Source organism: Ornithinimicrobium panacihumi (assembly GCF_052073805.1).
Taxonomy (GTDB): domain Bacteria; phylum Actinomycetota; class Actinomycetes; order Actinomycetales; family Dermatophilaceae; genus Ornithinicoccus; species Ornithinicoccus panacihumi.
On the sequence record NZ_JBQGWG010000006.1, the window covers coordinates 127,439 to 149,370 of the forward strand.

A 21,932-nucleotide genomic window follows, 5' to 3' on the forward strand; every position below is an offset into this window, starting at 1 on the left:
AGAAGATGGGGGCATGCCCTCCAGCACCACCGGTCAGCGCACCCCGCTGCGCGTCATGAGCTACAACCTCCGCGGTCTCAAGGACGACAAGGACACCGTCGCCGCCGTCGTCCGCGCCGTCGACCCTGACGTCCTGCTGGTGCAGGAGGCGCCCCGGTGGCCCGGGTCGAGCTACGCGATGACCGCCTTCGCCCGCGAGTGCGGGCTCCTGTGGTCGGGACGTCAGGCCCTGCTCGGGCAGACCACCTTGCTGACCAGCATCCGGGTGGACGCCAAGGACAATGTCGACCGTCGCCTCAAGGTGGGTCTGCGGGAGACCCCGCGCAACTACACCGTGTCCAGGATCCGACGGGCCGACGGGCTGCGGGCGACCGTGGTCTCGGTGCACCTGTCCCTGCTGGGTGACCAGCGGGTCCGGCACATCACGCAGGTGCTGGCCCAGCTGGCCGACGACCCGTTGGTGGTCGACGACGAGCCCTTGATCATCGGTGGCGACCTCAACGAGGGTAGTGACGGCACCGCCTGGGGCGCGCTCGCGGAGCAGCTGGTCGAGGTGAGTGAGGACCGCTTCACCTTCCCGTCCAAGGCCCCGCGGGTGCGCATCGATGCCATCTTCGGTCGTGGCCACCAGCAGGTCACCCTCGGCGACCCGTCGATCCTGGAGGGGCTGGACCTCGTCGCGGCCACCGACCACCTCCCGGTCTGGGTCGACCTGCACTACTGAGCGGTGGCTGCGGGCGCCCAGGTGACCTGGATCGTCGCCGGCGCACCCTCGGAGCTGCCGCGGAGTCCCTCCAGCCCCAAGGGCCTCATGACCTCACGACCTCGACGGCCCTACGGGTTTGCTCGCTGCCAGCGAGCAAACCCGTAGGGGGACACGGGCACCCTCGCGGTCGATGAACACGGGCCCCCTGGTGGTCGGTCAGACCCGTGCGCCCCAGTCGTCGTCGCCACGCCGGTCCCGCGGCTGACGGAGCACGAGCAGCACGAACCCAGCGACAGTCATGGCCGTGCCTACCGCGGCCCAGGCGATGTTGAGCAGCGGGATCACCGCCGACAGGACCACGAGCAGGGGGCCGGCCACCAGACCGACCACGATCGCCCAGTAGTGCAGGTCGCCGGCCGGCAGCGGGGGCGTGGGAGGCGGGACGAAATGGTCGTCGTCCGGGTCCTCCGGCGGCTCGTAGGAGCGGTGGTCGGTGGCCATCCCTGCGGGCGTGCCTGGCCCGAGATGGGGTGTGGGGCGCTGCTCCGGCTGGAGGCCGGCGACGATCTCGCGAAACCGACGGTCGACGTCGTCGGGATCGTGCGGGTCGTGGGGCTCGCGTCCGGGATCAGTCATCGGCCTGCCCGTGATGGTCCGTGCCGGCGATGCGGGCCACGAACTCGGCGGTGAGCCGCTGCACCTCCGCCGCGTCGTGGTCGAGCGTGGCCACGTGCGCCGACCGCTCGAGGACGACCTCGCGGACGTCGCTGCTGCCCACCCGGTCGAGGAAGACCTCGGAGGACAGCGCCGGCACCACCTTGTCGTGGGCCGAGCGCAGCAGCAGCACCGGCACCCGGACCTGCCCGGCCAGCTCCTGCAGGTGCGGCCAGCGCGAGACGAACGAGTGGAAGGCCTTCAGCGGCAGCCGGTCGTAGCAGATCTCCTGCTCGCCACCCTGCAGCCGGATGTCGTTGCCCAGCCCGGCCAGCGTCGGCAGCACGTGCTTGATCAGCGGCAGCGCCCGCAGCCGAGGGTCGGTGGCGGTGAAGGCCGGGTTGATGAGCACCAGCCCGTCCACCTGCCCGGGACGGGTGGCGGCCAGCTCGGTGACCAGCGCGCCACCCAGGGACAGCCCGACGGCCACCATCCGGTCGACCTGCCCGCGCAGGTCCGCCGCGGCGGCCTCGACGGCACCGAACCAGTCGGCGTAGCGGGTGCGCCCCATGTCGGCCACCGTGGTGCCGTGACCCGGGAGAAGGGGAGCGCTCACCGCATACCCGAGGTCGGCGAGGTGCGTGAAGACCGGGCGGACGGTCTGCGGGGTGGAGGTGAGGCCGTGCACGACGAGCACGCCGGTGCGGGCGCGGTCGCCGGTGCCGGGACTGGTGAACGGCTCGGCGCCGGGAAGGATGGCCACGTTGCCATCCTCGCACGCCCGACGGGGGTAGAGTTCGGGCCGATGACGCAGTCCCCAGCACCCACCCCGCGCGAAGACGGACGCCAGGCGGCCACCTACTGGTTCCTGAAGCACTTCGTCGTGGGCCCGCCGGTCAACCTCGTCTTCCGTCCCTGGGCCGAGGGGCTGCACCACATCCCGGAGGAGGGCGGGGCCATCCTGGCCAGCAACCACCTCAGCTTCTCCGACTCCGTCTTCCTGCCGCTGGCGGTCAAGCGCCGGATCACCTTCCCGGCGAAGAAGGAGTACTTCACCAAGCCCGGGGTCAAGGGCTGGCTGACCAAGCAGTTCTTCCTGGCGACGGGCCAGATCCCGATCGACCGCTCCGGCGGCAGCGCCTCCCAGGACGCGCTCGCCAAGGGGCTGGAGGTGCTCAGGAGCGGTGGGCTGTTCGGCATCTACCCCGAGGGCACCCGCTCGCCCGACGGCCGCCTCTACCGCGGCAAGACCGGCGTGGCCCGGCTAGCCCTGGAGGCCAACGTCCCGATCATCCCGTGCGCGATGATCGACACCGACAAGGCGCAGCCGACCGGGCAGACCATCCCCAACATCGTGCGCGTGGGCGTCAAGATCGGTGCGCCGATGCACTACCCGGAGTACGCCGGTCAGGAGAACGACCGCCGCGTGCTGCGGATGATCACCGACGACGTCATGCGCGAGCTGCAGCGGCTGTCCGGCCAGGAGTACGTCGACGAGTACGCCGCGACCGTCAAGGAGCGCCTGGCCGCCCGGGCCCGGGCCGGCATCCAGCAGGCCCGGCAGGGCCTCGACCAGGCGCGCGAGGGCATCTCCGAGGCCACCGACCGCGCCCGCGCCGGGATCGTCGACGCGACCGACCGCGCGCGGGAGAACATCGCCGCGCGCCTGGGCCGCGACGAGGACCCCGCCCCCGAGCCGGGTGCCCGGCCCGACGCGCAGCCTGACCAGGAGCCGGAGCGACCCGCCGGGGGCACCGCAGACTGACGCCGCGTCAGGAGCACCCCTCGGAGTCTCCTACGATGGCCGGGTGAGCACCGACACCACCCTGCCCGGGGCCCCCGGGTCCTTCACCGACTGGCCCGACCTCCCGGCGGCCCAGCAGCCCACCTGGCTCGACCCTGCCGAGCTCGCCCAGGTACTCTCCGTGCTCTCCTCCTATCCGCCCCTCGTCTTCGCCGGCGAGTGCGACCTCCTGCGCGAGCGGATGGCCGCCGTCAGCCGCGGCGAGGCCTTCGCCCTGCAGGGCGGCGACTGCGCCGAGACCCTCGCCGACGTCACCGGCCCCAACATCCGTGACCGCATCAAGACGATCCTGCAGATGGCGGTCGTGCTGACCTACGGCGCGGGCGTGCCGGTGGTCAAGGTGGGCCGGATGGCCGGGCAGTTCGCCAAGCCGCGGTCCAAGGACACCGAGACCCGTGACGGGGTGACCCTGCCGGCCTACCGCGGGGACATGGTCAACGGCTTCGAGTTCACCCCCGAGGCGCGCCGCCACGACCCGGACCGGCTGCTGCGCAGCTACCACGCCTCGTCGGCCACCCTCAACCTCGTGCGCGGCTTCACCTCCGGCGGTTTCGCCGACCTGCGCAGCGTCCACGCCTGGAACAAGGGCTTCATCCAGGGCGAGGCGCAGAAGCGCTACGAGCAGATGGCCAACGAGATCGACCGGGCCGTGCGCTTCCTCGAGGCCTCCGGCGTCGCGGACGCCGAGGAGATGCGCCGGGTCGAGTTCTTCTCCGCGCACGAGGCGCTGGTCCTGGACTACGAGCGCCCCATGGTCCGCCGCGACCACCGCACGGGCGCGCTCTACGACACCTCCAGCCACTTCGTCTGGGTCGGCGAGCGCACCCGACAGCTGGACGGCGCGCACATCGACTTCGTCTCCCGTGTCCGCAACCCGGTCGGCGTCAAGCTCGGCCCGACCGCCGACCGCGACACGATCTTGCGCCTGATGGACAAGATCGACCCCGAGCGCGAACCCGGGCGGCTGACCTTCATCACGCGGATGGGCGCCGAGACCGTGCGCGACGTGCTGCCCGCCCTGCTCACCTCCATGGGCGACGAGGCGCACCACGTCAGCTGGGTCTGCGACCCGATGCACGGCAACACCTTCACCTCGCCCAGCGGCCACAAGACCCGCAGCTTCGACGCGGTCGTGGACGAGGTGCGCGGCTTCTTCACCGCCCACGAGGAGGCCGGCACCCACCCCGGCGGCATCCACGTCGAGCTCACCGGCAACGACGTGACCGAGTGCGTCGGCGGCACCACCGCCGTCGACCTGGACGACCTGGGCCTGCGCTACGAGACGCTGTGCGACCCGCGGCTGAACCACCAGCAGAGCCTGGAGCTGGCCTTCCTCGTCGCCGAGATGCTCGACCGGGGCGTGCGCTGACGGTGACGGAAGCCCCATACCCCCCAGGGACCGTGGCCGACCTCCGGTCGGACACGCTCACCCGGCCGACCGCGCAGATGCGGGAGGCGATGACCGCAGCCCCTGTCGGTGACGACGTCTACGGTGAGGACCCGACGGTCGCCGAGCTCGAGGCGCGGGTGGCCCAGCTGCTGGGGCACGAGACGGCGTTGTTCATGCCGACGGGCTCGATGGCCAACCAGGTCGGGCTGCGGCTGCACGCCGGGCCCGGCCAGGAGATCATCACCGACCATCTCGCCCACGTGCTGCGCGCCGAGCTGGGGGCTGCGGCCGCCTGCAGCGGGATCACCACCCGCAGCTGGGTGGCCACCCGCGGGCTGCTCGAGGTCGACACCGCCCTGGCGATGATGGTGCCCGACGGCGGCGCCTACCAGGTCAGCACGGCCGCGGTCGTGGTCGAGAACACCCACAACTTCGGCGGCGGCACCGTGCAGCCGCTGGAGGAGATGCAGCGCTTGCGCGCCGCGACCCGCGAGGTCGGCGTCGGGGTGCACCTCGACGGCGCCCGGCTGTGGAACGCCCACGTCGCCACGGGTGTGCCGCTGGCGGACTACGGGCGCTGCGCCGACACGGTCTCGGTGTGCCTGTCCAAGGGGCTCGGCGCCCCTGTCGGCTCGGTCCTGGCGGCGGACGCCGACCGGATCGGCGAGGCGCGCGTGCTCCGCAAACGGCTCGGGGGAGGTATGCGGCAGGTCGGCATCCTCGCGGCGGCCGGCCTCCACGCGCTGGAGCACCACGTCGAGCGGCTGGCGCAGGACCATGCCCGCGCGCAGGCGACGGCGCAGCACCTCGCGCAGGTCGCGCCGGAGGTCGTCGACCCGCAGCACGTCCAGACCAACATCCTCGTCCTGGACGTCGGCGCGGCCGGCTGGGCGGCGGGGGAGTTCATCGAGGCGGCCGGCAGCGAGGGCGTGCTGGGCTATCCCACCGACGCCCGCCACGCACGCTTCGTCTGGCACCTGGACGTCGACGACGCCATGACCGACCACGCCCGCGCCGTGCTCGGCATGCTGCTCTCGGACCCGGGCCGCAGCCCCCGGCCGTGACCGAGGCTGCGCGCCACGACTCCCCGGCCCTCCCGCCGGGGCAGAGGAGGGCGCCCACCTGGCAGGCCTCGCACTACGGCAAGGTGCCGCTCATCTCCGCCGACCGCTGGACCCTGCGGGTCGGCGGGTGCACGGACGGGGGAGGGGTGACGGTGCTCGACCACGCGATGCTGTCCGACCTGCCGCGCGTGGAGGTCGAGGCGGGGCTGCACTGCGTGGACCGGCGCAGCATCCCCGGCCTGCGCTGGGGCGGGGTGCCGATGGCCGAGATCGTGGCGCTGGCCCCGCCGGAGCCCGGTGCCGCGCACGTCCTGCTGGCCGCGGCGCGGGGCTTCTCCTCGGCGGTGCTGGTCGAGGACCTGGTGCACCCTGACGCGCTGCTGGCCACGCACGTCGACGGGGAGCCGCTGACGCCCGAGCACGGCTGGCCGGCGCGGGTGGTCCTGCCCCACCTCTACGGCTTCAAGGGGCCCAAGTGGGTGGCCGAGCTGACCTATCACCATGTCGCGGTGCCGGGCTACTGGGAGTCGCACGGCTATCACCCGCGCGGGCGGGTCGCCCTCGAGGAGCGCTGGGCGCACCAGGCCTGAGGCGGCCGACGGACGGGCTGGACGGCCGACCGGGCGCGGAGCCGCGGCTCTAGACGACCCCGAGGACGATCTCGGTGCCCTTGGGCACCTCCGTGCCCGGCTCGATCGACTGCTCCCGCACCGTGCCGAAGAAGCCGCCGCGGATGTCCTCACGGACCACGACCAGCCCCAGCTCGGTCAGCTCGGCCTCGGCGGTGCCGAACTGGCGGCTCACCACCGAGGGGACCTCGACCAGCTCCTGGCCCTTGGAGATCACCAGGCGCACGGTCGTGCCGCGCTCGACCTGCCCCGGGCCGGGCTCCTGGCTGACGACCGCACCCTCGGGGATCTCGTCGCTGAAGACCCGGTCGGGAGCGACCTCGACGGTCAGGCCCGCGCCGCTGAGGATGTCGCGCGCCTCCTGCTCGCCGCGACCGGTGACGTCGACGATCTCGACCGGCGCGGGGCCGTCGCTGATCACCACGGCCACCGCGGTGCCGGGCTTGACGGAGGTGCCCGCGGGCGGCTCGCTGCTGATGACCTGGTCCCTGGGGACGGACTCGTGGTGGGCGCGGGTCTGCTCGCCCAGGACGAGATGGGTGTCCGTGAGCGCCTGCTCGGCACCGGCCGCGTCGAGCCCGTCCAGGCGAGGAATGCCATAGCGCTCCGGGCCCTGGGAGACCTGCAGCGTGACGTCGGTGCCGTGCCGGAGCACCGATCCGGGCCCGTGGTCGGCGGCGATGACCACCCCGTCGGCGACGTCCTCGGAGTAGGCGTAGACCACCACGGGGTCCAGCTCCTCGGCGTCGAGGAGGGCGCGGGCGTCCTGCTCCGTCAGGTCGACGACGGTGGGCATGGTGGAGTGCACGGCCGGCCCCTCGGTGAGATACCAGTAGCCGAAGCCGGCGCCGGCCAGCAGCAGCACGAGGAGTGCGCCCAGGAGCCATCCCGCGCCGCCGCGACGCCGGGGGGTCGGCTCCGGGCGAGGGGCCTTCGGGCGTGGGGTCCGGGGCGCGCGGTTGCCGGTCGTGCGCGCGAAGCGCCCGTCGCCGGAGGGTGGTGGGCCGGCGGGCTGCCCGGCGGGTGGTCCACCGTCAGGGGCGTGCCGCTCACCGCCGCCGGGGTATGCGGCCCGCCTCACCGGGATCTGTCTGGTCGCGGTGGTGGGGCGCTGGGCGCGCACGACCTGCGTCAGGTCGCCGTCGACGGTGCGGACCGGGACGGTGTCCTCCGAGGCGGGGGCCGCGTCGAGCTCGTCGTCGGAGAGGTCGCGCAGGAGGGCGCGCAGCTCGGTGAGCAGGGCCGAGCCGTCCTGCGGGCGGTCGTCGGGGTCGACCGAGCTGGTCCGCAGGATCAGGTCCTCCACGGCCTGCGGCACGGTCTCGACGAGGTCGCGCACGTGGGGCACGCCACCGTGGACGTGCTCGTAGGCGACGCGCACCGGGTCCTGGCCGGGAAAGGCCTTGGTGCCGGTGAGGAGCTCGAAGAGGAGCAGGCCCACGGCATACACGTCGGTCCGCGCGTCGGAGGTCTCGTGCTCCACCTGCTCGGGGGCCAGGTAGGCGACGGTGGCCCACAACATCTCGGTGGTCACGTTGGGCACGCCCTCGATGCGCGCCAGGCCGAAGTCGGCCACCTTGACGTTGGTGGACCGGCCCCGGCCGAGCAGGACGTTCTCGGGCTTGACGTCCCGGTGGATCATGCCGCCGGCGTGGGCGGCCGCGAGGGCCTCGGCGACGGGCAGGAGGAGGGAGAGCGCCTGGCGCGTCGACATGGGCGCCTCGTCGGTGATGACGTCACGCAGGGTGCGGCCCTCGACCAGCTCCATCGCCAGGTAGACCGCGCCGTCGTCCTCGCCCTGGTCGTAGACGCTGACGATGTGCTGGTGCTGGAGGCGCGCCGCGGCCCGGGCCTCGTGGACGAAGCGGCGCACGAAGGCGTCGTCGCGGGCCAGGTCGGGCCGCATGACCTTGAGCGCGACCGGGCGGTCCAGCCTCAGGTCGCGGGCGCGGAAGACCGTGGCCATGCCGCCGGTGGCGATTTCGGCGTCGACCCGGTAGCGGCCGTCGACAACGCGGCCGATCAGGGCATGGTCCGAGCCGATCACCCGACCACAATACGAAGCGCGGCGCCCCAACCGTGGGAGGCGCCGCGCTCGCGCTGCGAGGTCGGAGGGTCAGACGTTCTTCATGTGGTGCTTGATGTTGGCCACGTAGCGGCGGGTGTCGGGGAACATGCCGTGGTTGCGGACCCCCGCCAGGCCCTGGTAGTAGGCACCGATCGCCTGGTCGCGGTTGTCGGCCTGGGCCAGCAGCGACTTCATGATGACCACGCCGGCCTCGGCGTTGTCGGCCGGGTCGAGCAGGTTGAGGCTGCGGCCGGCCAGGTTGCTGGCCCAGCGGCCCGAGGAGGGGATCACCTGCATCGCGCCGATGGCGTTGGCGGGGGAGACCGAGGCGTGGTTCCAGCCCGACTCCTGGAAGGACAGGGCCAGCATCAGCCTGCTGTCCACGCCGTGCCGCTTGCTGGCGGCGACGATGAGCTGCTTCATCTCCTCGCGGGAGGGCACGCCGACGGTGGCCAGGTAGTCCCTGTTGGCGGCGGCGGCCCGGGCGGTGGCGTTGCTGTAGCGGTAGTGCAGGAAGGTGTCCTGGACGTACTCCCCGGCCTTGTGGGAGCCGATGTTGCTCGCGTCCCAGGGCTGGTCGCGGCGGGTGGTGGAGCCGGAGCCGCGGGACGCGCGGTTGTCCTCCCTGGCCTCGGCCTTGGTCGACCCGGACGAGGACCCGGGGATGGTCAGCTTCTGGCCGGGGTAGATGAAGGCGCCGGCGCTCAGGCCGTTGGCGGAGCGGATCGCCGAGACGGTGGTGCGGTGGCGCAGCGCGAGGTCGCTGAGGGTGTCGCCGGCGCGGACGGTGATGGCGCCGCCCTTGGAGACCTGCGTGGAGGAGCTGGCCTTGCGGGACGAGCCTGCCTTGGCGGAGGTGCCCTTGCCCGACTCGCCCTTGGCGCCGGGGATGGTCAGCTTCTGCCCGGGGTAGATGAAGGAGCCGGAGCGGATGCCGTTGGCCGAGGCGATGGCCGAGATGGTGGTGCCGTGACGGACCGCGAGGTCGCTGAGGGTGTCGCCGGCGCGGACGGTGATGGTGCCGCCCTTCTGCGTGGACGAGCTCGTGCCCGAGGCCTTCTTGCCGGCGTAGGAGCTCTGGCCGGCGGAGGTGCCCTTGCCCGACTCGCTCTTGGCGCCGGGGATGGTCAGCTTCTGCCCGGGGTAGATGAAGGAGCCGGAGCGGATGCCGTTGGCCGAGGCGATGGCCGAGATGGAGGTGCCGTGGCGCAGCGCCAGGCCGCTGAGGGTGTCGCCCGCACGCACCGTGACCGTCCCGCCGCCCGTCGTGGAGGACTTCGTGCCGGAGGACTTCTTGGTGGACGACGCCGCCGCGCCCTTCCCGCTCGTGCTCTTGGCGGCCTTGGTGTCGGCGCCCTTGCCCGGGATCACCAGGGTGTCGCCCGGCATGATCCACCGACCGTTGTCCTTGAGACCGTTGACCCGGACGATCTCCCGGACCGGGACACGGTGCTGGGCCGCGATGTCGTAGACCGTGTCGCCGGCCCGGACGGTGTGCGTTCCTGCCTTGGACGCGGCCAGCAGCTCGACGGAGTGCAGGGCCGAGGGGACGTAGGCCACGGTGGGCAGGTCGGCAGGAGGGAGAGCGGCGAAGAGGGGGCTCACTGGGGCATTTCCTTCGGTTCCAGGGCCGGCCGGGCGGGGGGACAAGGCCGGTGTGCACGAGGCTGATGTGACCTCAGGGGAGCCGGTCAGCCTTTGTGGCAGGAGGGACGTTACAGCCTGGAAAAGAGATGCGCCAGTGTTTCGGCGTGTCGCAAACTGTGATTGACTGGTAGATGTGGTAAGTGACACCGATGTAATTTCCGACTGGCTCACCGTCCCCGAGATCGTCGAGCTCTCCGGCGCCAAGGTCACCGAGGTCAAGAGGTGGCTCCAGGAGCGCGAGCTCGTGGGTCAGCGACGCGGCCCCAACAACGCGCTCATGGTCCCCGCGACCTTCCTGGTCGAGGGGCGACCCCTCGGTCCGTTGAAGGGCACGATCACCGTGCTCTCCGACAGCGGCTGGAACGACGCCGAGATCATCGACTGGCTGCACGCCGCCGACGACTCGCTCGCCGGCGGCAGCGCGATCGAGGCGCTGCGCACGGGCAGCAAGACCGAGGTGCGCAGGCGCGCCCAGGAGGCTGCCTTCTAGAGGCCTACCTGGGCTGCCTGTCCCAGGGCCCTTCCGCGGGCCCCGTCCTCGGGACTCCTCAGGCCACGATCCTCAGAGGTGGCGGTCGGTGCAGATCGCCACGAGCTCGACCAGGGCCGCCCGGCCCTCCTCGGTCAGGTCGGGGGTCGCCGCCAAGGCCTCGAGGGCAGCGGCGGCCCCGGCCTCGATCATCTCCTCGGTGCGGTCGAGCGCGCCGGAGTCGACCAGGATCTGGCGGCAGGCCTCGATGGCGTGGTCGTCCAGGTCGGGATCGCCCAGGCTGGCGGCGATCAGCTCGGCACCCTCGGGGGAGGCGAGCTCCAGCGCGTGCGCGATCAGGGCGGTGTGCTTGCCCTCGCGCAGGTCGTCGCCGGCGGGCTTGCCGGTGTCCTCGGGGTTGCCGTATACGCCCAGCACGTCGTCACGCAGCTGGAAGGCCTCGCCCAGCGACAGGCCGTAGTCCTTCAGCGGTGCCAGCTGCTCGGGCGTCGCCCCCGCCGCCATCGCCCCGATGAGCAGGGGCTGGCCGACGGAGTACTGCGCGCTCTTGTAGCGGATGACCTGCCTGCTGCGCTCCAGCCGCTCCGCGTAGGGCAGGTCGTCCCAGCCCTGGGCGCCCTCGAGGATGTCCAGGAACTGCCCGCCCATCAGCTGGGTGCGCATCCGGTCGAACTCCGGCCGCGCCCGGTCCAGCGCCTCGGGCGGCAGGCCGCTGGTGGCGAAGACCTCGTCGGTCCAGTTCAGGCACAGGTCCCCGGCCAGGATCGCGGCCGCGTGACCGAAGCGCTCGGGGTCGCCCTTCCAGCGCGCCTGCGCGTGCCGGGTCGCGAACGAGCGGTGGGCCGTGGGGCGGCCGCGACGCAGGTCGCTGTTGTCCATGACGTCGTCGTGGATCAGCGCGGCGGCCTGGAAGACCTCCATCGCGCTCGCGGCGCGCACCGCGGACTCGTCGTCGGCGCCCCCGATCGCGCGCCAGCCCCAGTAGAAGAAGGCGGCGCGCAGGCGCTTGCCGCCGTTGAGCAGGTCGGCGACCGAGTCCACCAGCGGGACCATCGGCTCACCCAGCTCGCGCAGGATCTCCCGCTGCCGGGTCAGGTGCTCGTCGAGCGCGCGCTGCACACGCTCGCGGAGCTGGACGCCGTCCAAGGGGTGGGCGTGCGGCACAGGCTTCTCCTGGTCGGGGTGGCGGCGCACGGGACGGGTGCGCCCTGGTCGTCGTGTTCGGCGGGTCTTCGCTTCAGGGTATGCGGCACCGCCTCGCCCGAGCCTATCCCGCGGCCGGGGTGCGACCGGTCCCCGGTCGCGACCTGCGGACCGCGCCCGGTCCGGGCCATCCCCTCCGTGGCCCGGACCGCCTCCATCCTGTCTGGTCCTGGGGGTCCGACCTGGGGTTTTCCACAGGGGTGGCCTCAGGGGTTGAGGTCTGTCGGTGGCTGATCGTACAGTTGTCCTAGTCGAACAGAAGTTCGATCACCTGCCCGGTGAGGCCCTGCAGACTCTGCGAGGAGCCCGCTGCGGACGGTGGTTCACGACGTCGGAGAGGACCCGGGGATGAGCAGGCGTTACCAGGACGAGGTCGAGGTCAGGCTCGGGGATCCGCAGGAGCACCGGGTCCGGCTGGAGCCGGGTTGGCAGCGCAGCGCACAGCCGGTCGTCGAGGAGGTGCCCACGGTCTTCCTGTGGCGCGGGCGCGTCCACGTCGTGCGGGGCGTGCTGGCCCAGTGGACCCTGAGGACTCCGTGGTGGCGCCGGCCCGGACGACCGGAGATCCTCGAGCGCGAGGTCTGGCGGGTGGAGGCCAGCGCCGGCCGTTCGTCGGGCAGCGGCGTCTACGACCTCGTCCACGACGACCAGTGGCTGCTCGAGCGGGTCAACGACTGACCGCCTGGGTCGGAAGGAGGAGACGAGATGACCACCATCACCAGGACACCACCCATCGGCGCGCAGGTCGGCACCGTCCTGGACCTGCTGGAGCGGGCCAGGGAAGGGCTGCTGCTGGCCTGCCACAGCAGCACCGCCTCCGAGCGCTACACCCGGGCCCACCTGGCCGCGCTGCGGGCCGGCGCCGCCCTGCTGGCCGCACGGAGCGTCCCCAGCCGACGGACCCGCCCGCGCAGCGTGTGGGAGATGCTGCCCGCCGTGGCGCCCGAGCTGGGGGAGTGGGCGGTGCTGTTCGCCGACTCCGGACGTCGCCGGCTGGCGCTGGAGCGCGGCGCCGACTGCGTCTCGGCCAGGGACGCCGACGACCTGGTCCGCTCCGGCGAGCTCTTCCTCGAGCTGGTCCGCGAGGCGCTGCACCTGCCCTGCGCCGTCCCGCTGCCGGCCGAGCTGACTCCCGTCGCCAGAGGCTGAGGTCGCTCCTGATGCCCGCCCCGTCCACCACCGACGACTTCGTCCATCTGCACGTCGCCTCGAGCGCCTCGATGCGCTACGGCGCCAGCCACCCCGACCAGCTGGTCCGCCGGGCTGCCGAGCTGGGCCAGTCGGCGCTGGCGCTGACCGACCGCGACGGCCTCTACGGGGCGGTGCGTTTCGTCCGGTCCTGCCGGGAGGAGGGGATCGCGCCCGTCCTGGGTGTCGACCTCGCCCTCGGGGCGGGCGACGTGCTCCGTGCCGCTGGTGGGGGCGCTGGTGGAGTCGCTGCCGGGACACAGCACGGTGCCGGCAGCGGGATGGTGGCGATCACGGGTGCGGCCGCGCTGGGGACCTCCGAGCCGGCGGCCGTGCGTCGGGCCCAGCCGGTCAAGGGTGGCGCGCTGGTGGACGACCAGCAGCCCCGCGTGGTCGTCCTGGCGCGTGGGCAGGGAGCGGGCCTGGACCCCGGCGTCGGGTGGGCCCGGCTGTGCCGGTTGGTCACCCAGACCCACCTGGCGGGGCAGCGGGGCGTGCCACGCACGCGGCCCGACCTGCTGGCCCGGGCCGCGGCACCGGTGGAGGGCCTCGCCCCGGTCGTCGTCCTCCTGGGGCCCGACTCCGACGTGGGGCGGGCCGCGCTGGCCGGCCGGCGCGAGCTGGCGCGGTCGTTGCTGGCCGGTTGGCGCGCGCTCCTGCCCGGCGACGCGCTGCGGGTCGAGGTCGTCTGCCACGGGGGGCCGGAGGGCAGCCCGGCCAGCCTGACCCATGCCTCCCGGCTGTGGGCGCTGGCCCGTGAGGCCGGCGTCCCGGCGGTGCTGACGGCCGCGGTCCGGCACGCGCTCCCGGAGCAGGCCAAGGTCGTCGACGTCCTGGACGCCGCCCGCCGGATGGTCGTCCTGGACGAACGCCACCTGGACCGGGTCAGCACTGCGGGGCACCTCGCCGGCACCGCCACCATGCACGCGACCGCGTCCCGGCTCGCGCAGGCCGGCGGCTCCGACGCCCACGCCGACGACCTCCTGCGCGAGACGCTCCGGCTGGCCGGCGAGTGCCACCAGGACCCGCGGTCAGACCTGGGCATCGGGGCGGTCCACCTGCCCGAGCCGCAGATCCTCGGCGTCGAGGGCACAGGGCAGGCCCACCGCGTGCTCACCGAGCGCTGCACCCAGGCGGTGGCCACCCGCTATCCCGGCGCGAGCGCCGCATACCTGGAGAAGATCCATGCACGGCTGGCCGAGGAGCTGGGGGTGATCGCGGGGCTGGGCTATCCGACCTACTTCCTCACCGTCGCCCAGGTCTGCGACCTCATCCGGGACAACGGGGTGCGGGTGGCTGCACGGGGATCGGCCGCGGGCAGCCTGGTCACCCACCTGCTCGGCATCAGCGGCGTCGACCCGATGGAGCACGGCCTGCTCATGGAGCGCTTCTGCTCGCCGCTGCGGGCCCAGCTGCCCGACATCGACATCGACGTGGAGTCGGCCCGCCGGACCGAGATGTACGAACGCATCCTCGAGCGCTTCGGGTCCGACCGGGTGACCTGCGTGTCGATGGCCGAGACCTATCGCGTGCGGCACGCCATCCGCGACGTCGCCGCCACGCTGGGCATGCCGCCGGGGGAGATCGACGTCATCGCCAAGGCCTTCCCGCACATCCGGGCCCGTGACGCCCGGGCCGCGATCCGTGACCTGCCCGAGCTGCGGCAGCAAGGTCTGGACGGACCCCGGATGGAGCAGCTGCTCGAGCTGGTCGAGGCCGTCGACGGGCTGCCCCGGCACATCGCCGTCCACCCCTGCGGGGTGATCCTGTCCAGCACCACGCTGCTGGACCGCACGCCCGTGGAGGCGAGCTGGTTGGGCTTCCCGATGAGCCAGTTCGACAAGGACGACGTCGAGGATCTGGGGCTGCTGAAGCTGGACGTCCTCGGGATCCGGATGCAGTCGGCGATGGCCCACGCGGTCGACGAGATCGAGCGGGTGGACGGCGTGCGTCTCGACCTCGACGACCGGGCCGACGTCCCGCTCGACGACCCGGACACCTATGCCCTGATCCAGTCGACGCGCACGCTGGGCTGCTTCCAGATCGAGTCGCCGGGCCAGCGGGAGCTGGTGGGCAAGTTCGCCCCCGAGACCTTCGAGGACATCGTCATCGACATCTCGCTGTTCCGCCCCGGGCCGGTCAAGTCCGACATGGTCCGCCCGTTCCTGCACGCCCGGCAGGGCTGGGGGCAGCCGGAGTATCTCCACCCCAGCCTCGTGCCCTACCTGCGCCAGACCTGCGGCGTGGTGGTCTTCCACGAGCAGGTCCTGCAGATCGTCGCCGAGACCACCGGGGTGAGCCTCGCCCAGGCCGACGAGGTGCGCCGGGCGATGGGCACGCCCCAGGGTCAGCAGGAGGTGGAGGTGTGGTGGCGCGCCGCAGCGGCAGGGCAGGGCTATGCGGAGGCCGACGTCGACCGGATCTGGGAGGTCCTGGCCGCCTTCGCCTCCTTCGGCTTCTGCAAGGCGCACGCGGCGGCCTTCGCCCTGCCCACCGTCCAGTCGGCCTGGCTCAAGACCCACCACACCGCGGCCTTCCTGGCCGGCGTCCTCACCCACGACCCGGGCATGTATCCCAAGCGGCTCATCCTCGACGAGGCCCGCACCATGGGCGTCCACGTCCTCGGCCTGGACGTCAACGCCTCCGGCGAGGTCTACCGGGTCGAACGGGTCGGGTATGCCGCAGCTCTCGACGGCGGACCCACGCCTGTGCCGGGCGGGCCTCGGCCCGGGCTGGCCGCCGTCGACCGGGTCGACGAGGTCATGGCGGCGGTGGAGGAACGCGCCGGTGGCTACGGCATCAGGCTGTCGCTGGCCGACGTCAAGGGGATCAGCGACGACGAGGTGGCCCGGATCGTGGCCGGGCAGCCCTACGCCTCTCTCGGCGACCTGTGGCAGCGGGCCCGGCCCAGCCGCCCGACGGCGGAGCGGTTGGTGCTGGCCGGTGGTTTCGACGCGCTGCACCGGGTCGGACGGCACCACGCCGGGAGGGGCGGGCTGACCCGCCGCGACCTGCTGCTCCACGTCCGCGAGCTGGACCGGTGGACCCGGCACGTCTCGACCGGGAGCGGCCGGAGCAGGCCCGGGCGGCGGCGTGCCGTGCCTCAGCTGGTGTCCGGGTCGCAGCAGCAGGAGCACGGTCCGACGGAGCAGGAGGTCGCGGTCAGGACCCGTGCCCAGGCCGCCGGTCGGCGCACCTGGCACGCCCAGGAGCCGGTCGCGACCCAGCTGACGATGAAGCTGGGGGACGAGCCCGCCGGGCGGGCGGTCCAGGGCAGCGGCCTGCCGGAGATGACCGCGCAGGAGCAGCTCCAGGCCGAGCTGGAGGTGCTCGGGATGGACGTCAGCCAGCACATCGTCGCCGGCTTCGGGCCGATGCTCGCCGAGCTGGGGGTGACCCGTTCCCGCGACCTGCTCGGCTGCCGCAACGGCGGTGAGGTCCTGGTCGCCGGCGCCAAGGTGGCGACCCAGACGCCTCCGGTGCGCTCGGGGCGACGGGTGGTCTTCCTCACCCTGGACGACGGGACCGGGCCTGCCGACGCGACCTTCTTCGAAGACGTCCAGGGCCCGTTCGCGGCCACGGTCTTCCACTCCTGGCTGCTGCTGGTGCGGGGGGTGGTGCGGCGCACCGGCCCACGAGGGATCTCGATCAGGGCGACCGGGGCCTGGGAGCTGGGCGCGCTGTTCCAGGCGTGGGACCAGGGTGGGCCCGACGAGGTGCGCGCGGCCATGGCCGCCACCGAGGAGCAGGCCCGGGCGCTGCTGGAGGAGACGGAGGCCGCGCAACGGCGCCGGGCGCAGGAGAGCGGGGAGCAGCAGGGCCGTCGCGTCCTGGTGCACGCCTCAGGTTTCCGGCAGTCGCCCTACGCCGACGTCCGGGCCGCCGGAGCAGACACCCGCACGGTGCACCAGCCCGGCAGCAAGCTGTGGCACTCCAGCCCCGGGAGCTCGGGATGGTGAGCGTGAGGCAGGCCACCGCACCTCCCGGTCGTGGGTGGGAGGCCCCGGGCGAGATCAGCGTCCTGCACGTGGACATGGACGCCTTCTACGCCTCGGTCTCCCTGCTCGACCATCCCGAGCTGCGCGGGCTCCCGGTCGTGATCGGCGGAGGCTGGCGCAGCGTCGTGCTCTGCGCCAGCTACGAGGCCAGGACCTTCGGGGTGCGGTCCGGGATGCCGATGGCCACCGCCCGCCGGTTGTGCCCATCGGCGGTCGTGGTCCGGCCCGACCACGACCGTTACGCCCGCGTCTCCGAGGCGGTGATGGCCGTCTTCGCCGAGGTGACGCCGCGGGTCCAGCCGGTGTCGCTGGAGGAGGCCTTCCTCGACATCTCCGCGGCCGGTCGGCAGTGGGGCACGCCCGGGTCGATCGCCCGGTGGATCCGCGACACCATCGCCGACGAGCAACGGATCACCTGCTCGGTCGGCGGCGCCCCCAGCAAGGCCGTGGCCAAGATGGCCTCCAAGGTGGCCAAGCCGGACGGGATGCGGATGGTGACCGGCCCCGAGGTCGTCCCGTTCCTGCACCCCATGCCGGTGGGCGCGCTGTGGGGGGTGGGGGAGGCCACCGAGGAGCAGCTGCACCAGCTCGGGCTGCGGACCATGGCCCAGCTGGCCCACGTCCCCGAGGCCACGCTGCGCCGTGCCCTCGGGGACGCCACGGCGGCCAGGCTGCACGCCCTGGCCTGGGGGCAGGACGCCAGCTTCGACCCGGTGGCCCCGCCCGCGCTGGAGCGCAGCGTCGGCTCCTCGGAGACCTTCGCCCACGACATCGACGACCCGGAGGAGATCCGGCGCAGGCTGCTCCGGCTGGCCGAGCGCACGGCCAGCCGGATGCGGCACGGCGGGGTGCTGGGCCGCACCGTCGTGCTGACCGTCCGCTTCTCCGACTTCACCACGATCACCCGCTCCCGCACCATCGCCGTCCCCACGGACGTCACGCGTGACGTGCACGCCACGGCCTGCGCGCTCTTCGACGCGCTCGGGCTGCAGCGGGCCAGGATCCGGCTGCTCGGCGTCCGGGTCGAGGGCATCACCGAGGCGCGGCAGACCCTGGTCCAGGGCCGGCTCGACGAGCCGGAGCGAGGATGGCGGGAGGCCGAGCGGGCGATGGACCGCGCGGCGGCCAGGTTCGGCGAGCAGGCCGTCCGACCAGCGAGTCTGATCACCGTCGGTGAGGCCAGGGCAGGTGCTGGGCAGCACCCCGAAGGTCGTGCCGGGCAGAGGTGGGGGAACACCGGCTAGTGCTTCGCGCGTTAGAGACATATCCTAGATGTCCGACACCATGGCCGCCGTCGGTCAGCCGAGGCGTCCAGCCAGATCCCCGTGGAGGTCACCATGCCGCTCTCCGAGCATGAGCAGCGTGTCCTTGAGCAGATGGAGCAGGCGCTCTACGCCGAGGACCCCCGCCTGGCGAGCACGCTCAAAAGCACGCAGAGCGGTCCTGGTGCGGGCCTGGACCGCCGCCGCGTCGCCCTCGGTGTCCTCGGCGCGCTGGCCGGCCTCGGTCTGGTCCTCGTCGGTGTGATGACCCAATACATCTGGGTCGGTGCGATCGGATTCCTCGGCATGGTCCTCGGTGGCGCATACGCAGCCACGCCCTCCCGCAAGCCCCAGAGCAAGCTCGGCGTCGTCGGTGGCACCGCACGCCCGCGGGCCACGGGGGCACGGCCCACCGGCAAGGGGCCGCGCAAGCCCCGCCCCTCCGGCGGATTCATGCAGCGCATGGAGCAGCAGTGGGACCGCCGCAAGGAAGAGGGCCCGTTCTAGACGGGCTGCGCACCCATCAGCGAGGCAACCCATCAGCACTGCGCGCGCTAGAACGGCACCAGCCGCGACTGCCCCGGACGATGACCGGGGCAGACTCATGTGCGTGCGGCAGACTGTGACGCTATGAGTCCGATGGAGATCGTCGTCGCCCTGCTGATGGCGGTCGGTGTGCTGGGCATCGTCATCCCGATCCTGCCCGGGCTGCTGGTGATCGTCGGGGGAGCGCTGCTCTGGGCGCTGGACGAGAGGTCCACGTTGGCCTGGGGGTTCTTCGCCATCGCCGTGGCCATCTACCTGGCCGGGATGCTGCTGCAGTTCCTCATCCCCGGCAAACGGATGCGCGCGGCCGGCGTGCGGACCAGCACCCTGATCTTCGGGGTGGTCACCGCGATCGCGATGGGCTTCGTCATCCCCGTCGTCGGCCTCTTCCTCGGCTTCCCCCTGGGGATCTTCATCCTCTCCCTCATCCGGACCCGAGACCGGCGCGAGGCCTTCCGGGCCACCAAGCACGCCCTGCGCGCGGTGGGCACCAACATCGTGATCGAGCTGCTGACGGCGTTCTCCATCATCGCCGCCTGGACCGGGACCATCATCTTCCTCGACCGCACCTGAGGGGCGGGACCGTCATCTCCCTCGACCGCACCTGAGTGCGCCTGGCCCGGGGAACGACGACGCCCGCCCGCGCCGGAGCGCGGACGGGCGTGCGAGCCGGTGACGGGACCGGATCAGATCGTGGGGGTCTCCTGGGCCTCGAGGCGGTGCGACTCGTCGAGGATGTCGATGTCCTCCAGGTCGCGCAGCTTCTCCAGGTGGGCGCGGCCGTGGTGGGCACAGAAGTGCAGCTCCAGGCCGTCGGCGAGACGGGCTCGGATGTAGGCCTGCGCGCCGCAACGGTCGCAGCGGTCGGCAGCGGTCAGCTCGGGGGTGAGAGTGGCGTTCACGGTGGTCTCCTCTCGTGACTCCTGGCTGCGGTCCGGTGTGACCTTCGCCCGGGCCATGGTTCGGACAGTCAAGCACGTCAACGCCGGAAGTCCACGTGTTTGTGCCGTGTGCCGCCCGGGTTCCGCTCACCGCGTAGTCGGGAATGCCTCATACCCGGCCCTGAGATGCCCTCGCGCCAGCCCCTGCGCCGCGCCTTCCCGGCTCCGTGGGTGCTGCGGGTTAGCCTGCAGGGCACAGGTACGACGACGAGACGGAAGCCGCAGGCCGTGACCACCAGCACCGATTACTCCGCCCGCCATCTGCAGGTCCTCGAGGGCCTGGAGGCGGTGCGCAAGCGACCGGGGATGTACATCGGGTCGACCGACTCCCGTGGCCTGATGCACTGCCTGTGGGAGATCATCGACAACTCCGTCGACGAGGCCCTCGGCGGCCACGGGGACCGGATCGAGGTCATCCTGCACCAGGACGGCTCGGTCGAGGTGCGCGACCAGGCCCGCGGCATCCCGGTCGACGCCGAGCCGCGGACCGGCCTGTCCGGCGTCGAGGTCGTCTTCACCAAGCTGCACGCCGGCGGCAAGTTCGGTGGTGGCTCCTACGCCGCCTCCGGCGGTCTGCACGGCGTCGGCGCCTCGGTGGTCAACGCGCTCAGCTCCCGCCTCGACGTCGAGGTGGACCGCGCCGGCAAGACCTACGGCATGAGCTTCCGCCGCGGCGAGCCCGGCGTCTTCGCGGACGGGCGCAAGGAGCCCTCGCCCGACGCACCCTTCAGCCCCTTCGAGCGCAGCAGCGAGCTCGCGGTCGTCGGCAAGGCCAAGCGCGGCGTCACCGGCACCCGGGTCCGCTACTGGGCCGACCCGCAGATCTTCATCAAGAAGGCGGCCTTCCTCCACGACGAGCTGGTCTCCCGCGCCCGCCAGACCGCCTTCCTGGTGCCCGGCCTGACGATGGTGATCCGCGACGAGCGTCGTCTGCCGGACACCCCGGGGGCCGACGGTCCGCACGAGGAGGTCTTCCACTACACCGGCGGGATCACCGAGTATGTCGAGTTCCTCGCCCCCGACGCCGGGGTGACCGACGTCTGGCGCCTGCAGGGCTCGGGCAGCTTCACCGAGACCGTCCCGGTGCTCGACGACCGCGGCCACATGGTCTCCAAGGAGATGGAGCGCGAGTGCGAGGTCGACGTGGCCCTGCGCTGGGGGACCGGCTACGACACCACCCTGCGCAGCTTCGTCAACATCATCACCACCCCCAAGGGCGGCACCCACGTGGCCGGCTTCGACCAGGCCCTGATGAAGGTCTTCCGCAAGCAGCTCGAGGCCAACGCGCGCAAGTTCAAGGTCGGCTCGGACAAGGTCGACAAGGACGACATCACCGCAGGCCTGACCGCCGTGGTCACGGTGCGTCTGGCCGAGCCCCAGTTCGAGGGCCAGACCAAGGAGGTCCTGGGCACCCCCGCGGTGCGGGCGATCGTCTCGCGGGTCGTGGAGCAGGGGCTGACTGCACGGCTGACCTCGACCCACCGCGGCGACAAGGCGCAGGCGACCCAGCTGATGGAGAAGGTCGTCGCCGAGATGAAGTCCCGCATCTCCGCGCGGCTGCACAAGGAGACCCAGCGTCGCAAGAACGCCCTGGAGTCCTCCTCCCTGCCGCCCAAGCTGGTCGACTGCCGCAGCAACGACACCGAAAGCTCCGAGCTGTTCATCGTCGAGGGGGACAGCGCGCTGGGCACCGCCAAGCTGGCCCGCTCCAGCGACTACCAGGCGCTGCTGCCCATCCGGGGCAAGATCCTCAACGTCCAGAAGGCCTCGATCTCGGACATGCTCTCCAACGCCGAGTGCGCCAGCATCATCCAGGTCATCGGCGCCGGCTCCGGGCGCAGCTTCGACCTCGACATGACCCGCTACGGCAAGGTCATCATCATGACCGACGCCGACGTCGACGGCGCCCACATCCGGACCCTGCTGCTCACGCTGTTCTTCCGCTACATGCGCCCGCTGGTGGAGGCCGGCCGCGTCTACGCGGCCATGCCGCCCCTGCACCGCATCGAGGTCGCAGGCGGGCGCGGGGGCAAGGAGTTCGTCTACACCTACACCGAGCAGGAGATGCGGCGCACCGTCGCCGGCCTGCAGCGCAAGGGCCGCACCATCAAGCAGCCGATCCAGCGCTACAAGGGCCTGGGCGAGATGGACGCCGACCAGCTGGCCGAGACCACGATGGACCCGCGCCACCGGACCCTGCGCCGGATCACCCTGGCCGACGCGAGCCGTGCCGACGAGATCTTCGACCTGCTCATGGGCAGCAGCGTCGCGCCCCGCAAGGACTTCATCGTCGCCTCGGCGCACAACCTCGAGCGTGAGCGCATCGACGCCTGAGCCGATCG

19 protein-coding genes are annotated in these 21,932 nt (G+C 72.5%); 13 read left to right on the plus strand and 6 right to left on the minus strand.

The genetic code is table 11. The annotated features are described in order from the left end of the window. The first annotated feature begins 13 nt into the window (after positions 1-13). Entirely contained in the window at positions 14-724 is a 711-nt protein-coding gene (locus tag ACTMMA_RS08115; RefSeq protein WP_441189615.1) for an endonuclease/exonuclease/phosphatase family protein, read from the plus strand. A gap of 198 nt (positions 725-922) precedes the next feature. Here the strand turns inward: ACTMMA_RS08115 and ACTMMA_RS08120 are convergent, their stop codons facing one another. Then, positions 923-1,342, minus strand: coding sequence for a hypothetical protein (locus ACTMMA_RS08120; protein WP_441189616.1), 420 nt, complete (start codon positions 1,340-1,342; stop codon positions 923-925). Continuing rightward, positions 1,335-2,123 (minus strand): alpha/beta hydrolase, encoded by a 789-nt coding sequence (locus ACTMMA_RS08125; protein WP_441189617.1) that lies wholly within the window; start codon positions 2,121-2,123, stop codon positions 1,335-1,337. The genes ACTMMA_RS08120 and ACTMMA_RS08125 overlap by 8 nt, the downstream gene beginning before the upstream one ends. A 42-nt stretch (positions 2,124-2,165) precedes the next feature. Here ACTMMA_RS08125 and ACTMMA_RS08130 point away from each other — a divergent pair, with 42 nt between their 5' ends. The 4 genes from ACTMMA_RS08130 to ACTMMA_RS08145 are packed head-to-tail and all read left to right on the plus strand — an operon-like array spanning position 2,166 to position 6,208. Further along, positions 2,166-3,125 (plus strand): 1-acyl-sn-glycerol-3-phosphate acyltransferase, encoded by a 960-nt coding sequence (locus tag ACTMMA_RS08130; protein ID WP_441189618.1) that lies wholly within the window; start codon positions 2,166-2,168, stop codon positions 3,123-3,125. Between the two features lie 43 nt (positions 3,126-3,168). Continuing rightward, positions 3,169-4,533 carry a class II 3-deoxy-7-phosphoheptulonate synthase gene (locus ACTMMA_RS08135; protein ID WP_441189619.1) on the plus strand — a complete coding sequence of 455 codons (1,365 nt, stop codon included), beginning with the start codon at positions 3,169-3,171 and terminating at the stop codon, positions 4,531-4,533. A 32-nt stretch (positions 4,534-4,565) separates the two neighbouring features. Continuing rightward, positions 4,566-5,618 carry a threonine aldolase family protein gene (locus tag ACTMMA_RS08140; RefSeq protein WP_441189620.1) on the plus strand — a complete coding sequence of 351 codons (1,053 nt, stop codon included), beginning with the start codon at positions 4,566-4,568 and terminating at the stop codon, positions 5,616-5,618. Continuing rightward, positions 5,615-6,208: a molybdopterin-dependent oxidoreductase gene (locus tag ACTMMA_RS08145; protein WP_441189621.1), complete on the plus strand. Its 594-nt coding sequence runs from the start codon at positions 5,615-5,617 to the stop codon at positions 6,206-6,208. The genes ACTMMA_RS08140 and ACTMMA_RS08145 overlap by 4 nt, the downstream gene beginning before the upstream one ends. A 49-nt stretch (positions 6,209-6,257) precedes the next feature. Here the strand turns inward: ACTMMA_RS08145 and pknB are convergent, their stop codons facing one another. Continuing rightward, on the minus strand, positions 6,258-8,294 hold the full coding sequence (pknB, locus tag ACTMMA_RS08150; protein WP_441189622.1) for a Stk1 family PASTA domain-containing Ser/Thr kinase: 2,037 nt from the start codon (positions 8,292-8,294) through the stop codon (positions 6,258-6,260). Positions 8,295-8,363: 69 nt separating this feature from the next. Next, the gene (locus tag ACTMMA_RS08155; protein ID WP_441189623.1) at positions 8,364-9,920 is read right to left on the minus strand and encodes a LysM peptidoglycan-binding domain-containing protein; all 1,557 of its coding nucleotides are present in this window, start codon (positions 9,918-9,920) and stop codon (positions 8,364-8,366) included. 175 nt (positions 9,921-10,095) lie between these two features. On the opposite strand from ACTMMA_RS08155, the gene ACTMMA_RS08160 reads away from it, so the two are divergent. Further along, positions 10,096-10,452 (plus strand): Rv2175c family DNA-binding protein, encoded by a 357-nt coding sequence (locus ACTMMA_RS08160; RefSeq protein ID WP_441189624.1) that lies wholly within the window; start codon positions 10,096-10,098, stop codon positions 10,450-10,452. 72 nt (positions 10,453-10,524) lie between these two features. Here the strand turns inward: ACTMMA_RS08160 and ACTMMA_RS08165 are convergent, their stop codons facing one another. Beyond that, entirely contained in the window at positions 10,525-11,616 is a 1,092-nt protein-coding gene (locus ACTMMA_RS08165; protein ID WP_441189625.1) for a polyprenyl synthetase family protein, read from the minus strand. Positions 11,617-12,003: 387 nt separating this feature from the next. Between ACTMMA_RS08165 and ACTMMA_RS08170 the strand changes: the two genes are divergently transcribed. From ACTMMA_RS08170 to ACTMMA_RS08195, 6 genes are all read left to right on the plus strand, one after another. Next, a complete protein-coding gene (locus tag ACTMMA_RS08170; RefSeq protein WP_441189626.1) occupies positions 12,004-12,333 on the plus strand; it encodes a DUF6504 family protein in 330 nt (109 codons plus the stop codon). A gap of 27 nt (positions 12,334-12,360) precedes the next feature. Then, complete coding sequence (locus tag ACTMMA_RS08175) at positions 12,361-12,804, plus strand: SAV_6107 family HEPN domain-containing protein (RefSeq protein WP_441189627.1); 444 nt, start codon at positions 12,361-12,363, stop codon at positions 12,802-12,804. Positions 12,805-12,815: 11 nt separating this feature from the next. Beyond that, positions 12,816-16,802 carry a DNA polymerase III subunit alpha gene (locus tag ACTMMA_RS08180; protein WP_441189628.1) on the plus strand — a complete coding sequence of 1,329 codons (3,987 nt, stop codon included), beginning with the start codon at positions 12,816-12,818 and terminating at the stop codon, positions 16,800-16,802. After that, a complete protein-coding gene (dinB, locus tag ACTMMA_RS08185; RefSeq protein ID WP_441189669.1) occupies positions 16,799-18,085 on the plus strand; it encodes a DNA polymerase IV in 1,287 nt (428 codons plus the stop codon). Before ACTMMA_RS08180 ends, dinB begins: the two co-directional genes overlap by 4 nt. Positions 18,086-18,178: 93 nt before the next feature. Then, a complete protein-coding gene (locus tag ACTMMA_RS08190; protein WP_441189629.1) occupies positions 18,179-18,610 on the plus strand; it encodes an SCO2097 family morphological protein in 432 nt (143 codons plus the stop codon). Between the two features lie 123 nt (positions 18,611-18,733). After that, positions 18,734-19,222, plus strand: coding sequence for a DUF456 domain-containing protein (locus ACTMMA_RS08195; RefSeq protein ID WP_441189630.1), 489 nt, complete (start codon positions 18,734-18,736; stop codon positions 19,220-19,222). Between the two features lie 113 nt (positions 19,223-19,335). On the opposite strand, the gene ACTMMA_RS08200 is transcribed toward ACTMMA_RS08195, so the two are convergent. Then, positions 19,336-19,551, minus strand: coding sequence for a DUF7455 domain-containing protein (locus ACTMMA_RS08200; RefSeq protein WP_441189631.1), 216 nt, complete (start codon positions 19,549-19,551; stop codon positions 19,336-19,338). A 267-nt stretch (positions 19,552-19,818) separates the two neighbouring features. Here ACTMMA_RS08200 and ACTMMA_RS08205 point away from each other — a divergent pair, with 267 nt between their 5' ends. Beyond that, on the plus strand, positions 19,819-21,924 hold the full coding sequence (locus ACTMMA_RS08205) for a DNA gyrase/topoisomerase IV subunit B (protein WP_441189632.1): 2,106 nt from the start codon (positions 19,819-19,821) through the stop codon (positions 21,922-21,924). The last annotated feature ends 8 nt before the right edge of the window (positions 21,925-21,932 follow it).